8 protein-coding genes are annotated in these 7,367 nt (G+C 63.0%); 1 reads left to right on the top strand and 7 read right to left on the bottom strand.

From position 1 onward, the window contains the following. Positions 1-194, bottom strand: a 194-nt coding sequence (yajC, locus tag CN311_RS28325; protein WP_097576930.1) for a preprotein translocase subunit YajC, incomplete at its 3' end; no start/stop codon positions are given. Between the two features lie 273 nt (positions 195-467). Between yajC and CN311_RS28330 the strand changes: the two genes are divergently transcribed. Beyond that, complete coding sequence (locus tag CN311_RS28330; RefSeq protein ID WP_097576931.1) at positions 468-1,346, top strand: ATP-binding protein; 879 nt, start codon at positions 468-470, stop codon at positions 1,344-1,346. Positions 1,347-1,458: 112 nt separating this feature from the next. On the opposite strand, the gene CN311_RS28335 is transcribed toward CN311_RS28330, so the two are convergent. The 6 genes from CN311_RS28335 to CN311_RS33100 form a co-directional block, all read right to left on the bottom strand. Beyond that, on the bottom strand, positions 1,459-2,985 hold the full coding sequence (locus tag CN311_RS28335; RefSeq protein ID WP_097576932.1) for a LysM peptidoglycan-binding domain-containing M23 family metallopeptidase: 1,527 nt from the start codon (positions 2,983-2,985) through the stop codon (positions 1,459-1,461). Between the two features lie 265 nt (positions 2,986-3,250). Beyond that, positions 3,251-3,913 (bottom strand): protein-L-isoaspartate(D-aspartate) O-methyltransferase, encoded by a 663-nt coding sequence (locus tag CN311_RS28340; RefSeq protein ID WP_208866588.1) that lies wholly within the window; start codon positions 3,911-3,913, stop codon positions 3,251-3,253. Beyond that, positions 3,910-4,668: a 5'/3'-nucleotidase SurE gene (surE, locus tag CN311_RS28345; protein ID WP_097576933.1), complete on the bottom strand. Its 759-nt coding sequence runs from the start codon at positions 4,666-4,668 to the stop codon at positions 3,910-3,912. The genes CN311_RS28340 and surE overlap by 4 nt, the downstream gene beginning before the upstream one ends. Next, on the bottom strand, positions 4,668-5,972 hold the full coding sequence (gene serS / locus CN311_RS28350; protein WP_097576934.1) for a serine--tRNA ligase: 1,305 nt from the start codon (positions 5,970-5,972) through the stop codon (positions 4,668-4,670). Before serS ends, surE begins: the two co-directional genes overlap by 1 nt. 182 nt (positions 5,973-6,154) lie before the next feature. Next, positions 6,155-7,030, bottom strand: a complete 876-nt coding sequence (gene tatC / locus CN311_RS28355; protein WP_097576935.1) for a twin-arginine translocase subunit TatC — start codon at positions 7,028-7,030, stop codon at positions 6,155-6,157. Beyond that, complete coding sequence (locus CN311_RS33100; RefSeq protein ID WP_208866589.1) at positions 7,027-7,233, bottom strand: hypothetical protein; 207 nt, start codon at positions 7,231-7,233, stop codon at positions 7,027-7,029. Before CN311_RS33100 ends, tatC begins: the two co-directional genes overlap by 4 nt. Positions 7,234-7,367 lie beyond the last annotated feature (134 nt).

The following is a 7,367-nucleotide window of genomic DNA, read 5'->3' on the forward strand; positions in this document are numbered from 1 at the left end:
AAGCCGCCGCCGGTGACGACAGTGTCGCCGCGGCGAACCGCCGCCAGCATCTCGCCACGCTTCTTCAACTGCGTGCGCTGCGGCCGGATGATCAGAAAATACATGATCACGAAAATCAGGACAAACGGCAAAATGCTGATGAACATATCGGGAGAGGCGCCGACGCCTTGGGCATATGCCGGTGTAACGAACATCGAGGTCCTCCTGGATGGTGAAAAGCCGCCTCATGGCGGCCCCGCGAAATTTGGCCGGAATATAGTCGGTAAAGTTGCCAATGCAACTGCGCTGCCAGGCATTTCAGTTGCTTTTCCGGCTTGTTGAGCCGTGTTAGAGCGTGATCCCGAAAAATGAAACCCGGTTTCCAGAAAAGATCATGCGCTAACAAAAGGTTGGAACAGGTTCCGAAACCGCCGGAATCGAATAGGTTCCGCGCCATGCCTCCCTGAAAGCGAAACAAAAGACAAGAAATGACCGACAGCACCCTCGAAGCCCTGAACAAGAAGCTTGACCGCCTGATCGAGGCAGTCGCCCGCCTCGCCCCGCCGCCGGCACCGCAAACCGACCTCGGCGGGGCCGATTGCTTCGTCTGGCAGGCCGATCCCGGCTATCTCGAACCGGTGCGCAAGGTCAATCGCGTCGACATCGGCCTGATCCGCGGCGTCGACCGCGTCCGCGACATTTTGGTCGACAACACCGAGCGCTTCGCCGCCGGCTACGCCGCCAACAATGTGCTGTTGTGGGGTGCGCGCGGCATGGGCAAATCGTCGCTGGTCAAGGCCGTGCACGCCGCCGTCAACGCATCGACGGAACTGGAGCTCCCGCTCAAGCTCATCGAAATCCACCGCGAGGACATCGACACACTGCCGAAGCTGATGGGTCTGCTGAAGGCCGCGCCCTATCGCTTCATCCTGTTTTGCGACGACCTCTCCTTCGACCACGACGACACCTCCTACAAATCGCTGAAGGCGGCGCTCGAAGGCGGCGTCGAGGGCCGCCCGGCCAATGTGATTTTCTACGCCACCTCGAACAGGCGTCATCTGTTGCCGCGCGACATGATCGACAATGAGCGCTCGACCGCCATCAACCCGTCCGAGGCGGTCGAGGAAAAGGTCTCCCTATCCGATCGTTTCGGCCTCTGGCTCGGCTTCCACAAATGCTCGCAGGATGAATATCTCGACATGATCGACGGCTATGTCCGCCATCACGAGCTTGCCATCGATCCCGAAACACTGCGTGCCGAGGCGCTGGAATGGGCGACAACGCGCGGCAGCCGCTCGGGCCGCGTCGCCTGGCAGTTCATCCAGGATCTGGCTGGCAGGCTGGGCAAATCCCTCAAGGACAACTGAAAAAGCCCGCCCCTTGGCAGGGCGGGCTAAGCCGGCGGGCCGGACTGGAGGTCAGGCGGCCTGCAATTCTTTTTTTCTTCTGTTCGAGATCAGTCGAAGGATCGGCTCTTCTTTATTCAAGATAGGTCGAAGGATCGACCGGCGCGGAGTTCTTGCGCACTTCGAAGTGAAGTTTCGGCGAGTCGGTCGTGCCGCTCATGCCGGACAGTGCGATTTCCTGACCGCGCTTGACCTTCTGGCCGCGCTGCACCTCGATCGAACTGGCGTGGCCGTAGACTGTGACCAACCCGTTCTCGTGGCGCACCAGCACCGTGTTGCCGAATTCCTTGAGGCCGTCGCCGGCATAGATGACCACACCGTTCTCGGCCGCCTTGACCGGCGTCCCCTCGGGCACGGCGATATCGACGCCGTCCTTGCCGGCCCCAAAGCCGGATATCACGCGGCCGCGCACCGGCCAGCGCATCTTGCCGATGCCGGTGGCATTGGGCGCCACCGCGTCGTCGTCCTCGGCCTGCTGGATGACCTTTGCATCCTTCTTTGGCGGCGTATAGGAGGCGAGCGTTTCCGACGGCGTGGTCTTGGCCGTAGGCGGGGTGGTGGCCGTCGTCACCGGATCGACCTTCGCCGGCTTGGCGCTGGCGACAGTCGCCGTGCCGCCGGCCGGAACCTTCAGCGTCTGGCCGATCTTGAGCAGACCATCCTGCATGCCATTCGCCTGCTTCAGCGCAACAACGCCGACACCGGTCTTCCTGGCAATGGCCGACAGCGTATCACCCTGCTGGACCGTATAGGTGCCGCTGGCCGCCTTGGGCGCGGCCTTTGCGTCTTTCGGCTGGCCTGACGCGGCAGAAGCGTCCACCTGCGCTGTCGACTTGCCTTCCTTGAGCTTCGGCTGCTGCGGCAGCACTGCCACCTTTTCCGACGCGCTTGTCGGCACGTCATGTTTGGTGCCGTTCGAGGGCTTGGCGTCGGCGATTTTCGGGGCGGCTTCCTTGCTCGAATAGGCATAGGCCGGGATGACGAGCTTCTGGCCGCTCTTCAGCCCCCTGGTCTCGCTCAGCCCGTTGACCTTCATGATGGCGTCGGCGGGCACGCCATAGCGCCGCGACAGGCCGGAAACGGTTTCGCCATCCCTGACGATGATCTCGGTAGCATGCGGCTTACCGCCCGCCGTCGCCATGCGCGGCGCATCGGGCTCGGCATCCTTGAACGGCCTTGACGTCGGCGCGACGGTGCCGGTTGCCGTACGGTCGACCCGAGGCGCGGCAGGCGCCATGGCCGGCGCAGTAGCGGTACGCACCGGATTTGCGGCAGGCGCCAGCGCCGGGGCCGGCTGCGCCTGGCTGACCGGCGGCAATTGCCGCGTCGTCACCGGCTCGAGGCTGGAGCGGCTGACCGACTGGGTGTAGGTGCCGTCGACCGGAGCTGCCGAGACAGGGGCGTCGCCCGGATAGGGCTGGGCAGCGTCCTGCTTGTCGATGATGGCGCGTTGGTTGTTGGTCGAGGCGGTGAAGACGTCGTCGACGCCATTGAACCGCGCCACCTGGGAACTGCACCCTGCGGCAGCACCCGCGACCATGAGGACGGCGCAGCCACGCGCTAGATTGCGTCCGTTTGCCTTCAAAACACTGAATTGCATCGCACTAACCCGCACACAGACCCGGTACAAACTGAGCGTGATTAAAGCGCGTTAATGTTACTGGTCGGTTAACCCATTAGAATCCGACGCAAATTTTCTTAAAATATTCGAGGATCGAGCGGTGGGTGTGTTGAGATTCAGGTCAGGCCGCGCCGAAAATGGTGGGTTCCGAGAACCGGAGCGGAGCGTACTTTCGGGTACGTGAGCACCGGAAGCGCAGGAAACCGCCATTTGCAGGCCGGCCTCACCTGAACCTCAACACACCCTAGATGACGGCAGCGACGCTGCGCAATATCGGCTGCAGGCGCACAATGCCGATGTCCTCGCGTTCGAAACGACTGCCGACCTTGGTCAGCTTGGCCACCACCTGCTCGCCCTCCTCCGGGCCGATCGGCGCAATGACGATGCCGCCGCTCGACAGCTGGTCGAGCAGGAAACGCGGCAGGCTGTCGAAAGCCGCCCACGCGACGATGCGGTCGAACGGCCCTTCATTGGCCAGCCCGTTGGAGCCATCCGCCTGGCGGGCGATGGCATTGCCGATGCCGAGCGCCTCGAAACGCTGCTTGGCTTGCTCGGTCAGCGTCTTGTAGCGGTCGATGGTGACGACCCGTCCGGCAAGCCTCGACATCACCGCCGCGGTATAGCCCGAGCCGGTGCCGATCTCGAGCACACGATTGCCCGGTTCGATGGCAAGTGCCGCGATCACCGCCGCCTGCAGGTCGGCGCCCTCGATCGCCTCGCCGCATTCGATCGGCAGCATGCGGTCCGACCAGGCGATCGGATGGAAGTGAGCCGCGAGGAAACCACGCCGCGGCGTCGCCTCGAAGGCGGCGATCAGCGCCTTCGGCACTGTGCCCCTGCCACGCAAGCGAAGCAGGAAAGCGGCAAAGCCTTCGCGGTCGTCGACCGGACCGTGGTTCAGGTTCATGCGAGCGCCTTGGTCAGTTGATCGCGGATTTCGTGAGCGGTGAGATCGAGCTGCAGCGGCGTCACCGACACCAGACGGTTGCGCAGCGCGTAGAGGTCCGTGCCCTTCTTGCCCTCGACCGGCTCGCGGCCGAAGCGCAGCCAATAATAGGGAAGTCCGCGCCCGTCGCGGCGCTCGTCGACCCACAGGCTGTGGACGAGCTTGCCTTGCGAGGTCACCACCGTGCCGGCGACTTCCTCGGGGAGGCAGTTCGGAAAATTGACGTTGAGCAGCACGCCGTCCGGCAACGGCACGGCGACCAGCTTTTTGAGCAAAGCCGGCGCCAGCGCCTCGGTGGTTTCGTAGGGAACGACGCGGTCCTCGCCGACATAGCTGTAACCCTGGCTGAGCGCGATCGAACGCACGCCGAGCAGGGCCCCTTCCATGGCGCCGGCGACCGTGCCCGAATAGGTGACGTCGTCGGCGATGTTGGCGCCGGAATTGATTCCCGACAGGATCAGGTCGGGTGCTGCGGGCAGGATCTTCTTCACGCCCATGATGACGCAGTCGGTCGGCGTGCCGCGCACGGCGTAATGCTTCTCGCCGATCTTGCGCAGGCGTAGCGGCTCCGAGATCGACAGCGAATGCGCGTAGCCCGACTGGTCCTGTTCCGGCGCCACCACCCAGACATCGTCCGACAAGGTGCGGGCGACGCGTTCGAGCGACGCCAAGCCCTCGGCGTGGATGCCGTCATCGTTGGTCAGGAGAATGCGCATTATTTCGATTCGATCTTCGCAAGGCCACCCATATACGGCCGCAGCGCTTCAGGAATGGTTACGCCGCCGTCCTCATTCTGGTAGTTTTCGATGACGGCTATGAGCGCACGGCCGACGGCGGTGCCCGAGCCGTTCAGCGTGTGGACGAAGCGGTTGCCCTTGCCATCCCTGTCCTTGTAGCGGGCATCCATGCGCCGCGCCTGGAAATCGCCGCATACCGAACAGGACGAAATCTCGCGATAGGCGTTCTGGCCGGGCAGCCAGACCTCGATGTCATAGGTCTTTTGCGAACCAAAGCCCATGTCGCCGGTGCACAGCGTCATGGTGCGGAACGGCAGCTCCAGTCGCTTCAGCACCTCCTCGGCGCATTCGGTCATCCGCTCGTGTTCGGCGAGCGAGGACTCCTGATCGGTGATCGAGACCAGCTCGACCTTGTAGAACTGATGCTGGCGCAGCATGCCGCGCGTGTCGCGCCCGGCCGAACCGGCCTCCGAGCGGAAGCACGGCGTCAGCGCGGTGTAGCGCAGCGGCAGCTTTTCATGCGCCGTGATCTCTTCGCGAACGAGGTTGGTCAGCGGCACTTCGGCGGTGGGGATCAAGCCCAGCCTGCCGTCTCCGTGCGGGGCAAAGAACAGGTCTTCCTCAAACTTCGGCAACTGCCCGGTGCCATAGAGAACCTCGTCGCGCACCATCAGCGGCGGCTGGATCTCTTCATAGCCATGTTCGGTCGTGTGCAGGTCGAGCATGAACTGACCGAGCGCGCGCTCCATCCGCGCCAGCCCGCCTTTCAGCACCGTGAAGCGTGAGCCCGACAGTCTCGCCGCTCGCTCGAAATCCATCATGCCGAGCGCTTCGCCGATCTCGAAATGCTCCTTCACCCAGTTCGGCCGCGTCGGCGCCGTGCCGACGATGTGCTTGACGACATTGTCGTGCTCGTCCTTGCCGACCGGAACGTCGTCGAGCGGCACATTGGGCAGCACGGCCAGCGCATCGTTCAGCGCCTTGTCGAGTTCGCGCTCGCGCGCCTCGCCATTCTGGATGAACGCCTTGATCTCGCCGACCTCGGCCTTCAGCTTTTCGGCAAGCGCGGAATCACCCGAGCGCATGGCGTTGCCGATCTCCTTCGAGGCGGCGTTGCGGCGCTCCTGCCTGGTTTGAAGTTCGGTCAGATGTTCGCGCCGCGCCTCATCCCTGGCGATCAGGTCGTCGACCGTGGACTGCGCATCCTCAGCCGACCAAGAGCGCTTCCTGAGCGCTTCGGCAAGGGCCTTCGGGTTATCGCGAATCCATTTGATATCGAGCATGGTTTATTCGTCCTCGGCGGGCATGTCGCCCAAAAGTGCGCAGCGGTTTTGGGACAACGACATGCCCAAAAACAAAGACCAGAGGGCGTAAACCGCATCCTTGACCGATGCAAGACGTCAAGGCCGAGTTCCTTCACGCTCCCTGCTGTCCTGCGGATATTGAAGGATGGAAGAGCTACCGCCTACGAAGGAACCTGCTCGGAAGGCGCTTCCGCAGCCTTTTCGGCCACCTTTTCTCCGGCGTCCTGCTTCTCGCGCGCCACCCGCTGCTTCTCCTGGTCTCGCTCGATCAGGCGAGCTGCCCAGATGGAGACCTCGTAAAGCAGGATCGTGGGGATAGCCAAGCCGATCTGGCTCATCGGATCGGGCGGCGTCAGCACTGCCGCGACGATGAAGGCGATGACGATCGCCCATTTGCGCTTTTCGGCCAGCGCCTTGGACGACAGCATGCCGACCCTCGTCATCAGGCTGGTCACCACCGGCAACTGGAACACCAGGCCGAAGGAAAAGATCAGCGTCATGATCAGGCTGAGATATTCCGACACTTTCGGCAGCAGCGAAATCTGCACCTGATCATCGGTGCCAACCTGCTGCATGGCGAGGAAGAACCACATCACCATCGGCGTGAAGAAGAAATAGACCAGCGACGCGCCCAGCAGAAACAGGATCGGCGAGGCGATCAGAAACGGCAGGAAGGCGTTGCGCTCGTTCTTGTAGAGGCCGGGTGCGATGAACTTGTAGATTTGCGTGGCGATCAACGGAAAGGCGATGACCATGCCGCCGAACATGGCGAGCTTGACCTGGGTGAAGAAGAATTCCTGCGGCGCCGTGTAGATCAGCTCGACCTTGTGCGGATCGAGCCCGGCCCAGACGGTCGCCCACTTGAACGGGATGACCAGCAGGTTGAACAGCTTCTTGGCGAAGAAGAAACAGAACAGGAAAGCGACGAAGAAGCCACCGATCGACCACATCAGCCGCCGGCGCAGTTCGATAAGATGCTCCATCAGCGGAGCCGACGATTTCTCGATCTCGTCCTTTTCCGTGTCCGAAACGCTCACTTGCCCACCGTCTTTTTGGCAGCTGCCGGTGTCTTCGGCGCGGCGGCAGATGGTTTCGATGCCACTTTTGCGGGCTTGGCTGCGGTCGGCACTTGCTTGCCGGCGGTTTTGGCCGGCACCGCCGGTTTCACAGCCCCAGTCGTCTTCACAGCCCCAGTCGTCACAGCCGAAGTCGCCTTGGCAACCGGCGCGGCCTTGGCCATGACCTTTGCGGTCGCCAGTTTGGTTGCCGGCGCGGGCACAGCAGCTTTGCCGACTTTTGGCGCCGCCGCCTTCGCTGATTTCCTCGCCGAGGCTTTTGGCGGCTCGGCCGCTGATGCCTGTGCCACCACCGAAC

This window comes from Mesorhizobium sanjuanii, from assembly GCF_002529485.1.
Classification (GTDB): Bacteria; Pseudomonadota; Alphaproteobacteria; order Rhizobiales; family Rhizobiaceae; genus Mesorhizobium; species Mesorhizobium sanjuanii.

Coding starts and splice junctions, on each gene's coding strand:
- CN311_RS28330 (WP_097576931.1), top strand. CDS start 468: ATGACCGACAGCACCCTCGAAGCCCTGAACAAGAAGCTTGACCGCCTG.
- CN311_RS28335 (WP_097576932.1), bottom strand. CDS start 2,985: ATGCAATTCAGTGTTTTGAAGGCAAACGGACGCAATCTAGCGCGTGGC.
- CN311_RS28340 (WP_208866588.1), bottom strand. CDS start 3,913: ATGAACCTGAACCACGGTCCGGTCGACGACCGCGAAGGCTTTGCCGCT.
- surE (WP_097576933.1), bottom strand. CDS start 4,668: ATGCGCATTCTCCTGACCAACGATGACGGCATCCACGCCGAGGGCTTG.
- serS (WP_097576934.1), bottom strand. CDS start 5,972: ATGCTCGATATCAAATGGATTCGCGATAACCCGAAGGCCCTTGCCGAA.
- CN311_RS33100 (WP_208866589.1), bottom strand. CDS start 7,233: ATGGCCAAGGCCGCGCCGGTTGCCAAGGCGACTTCGGCTGTGACGACT.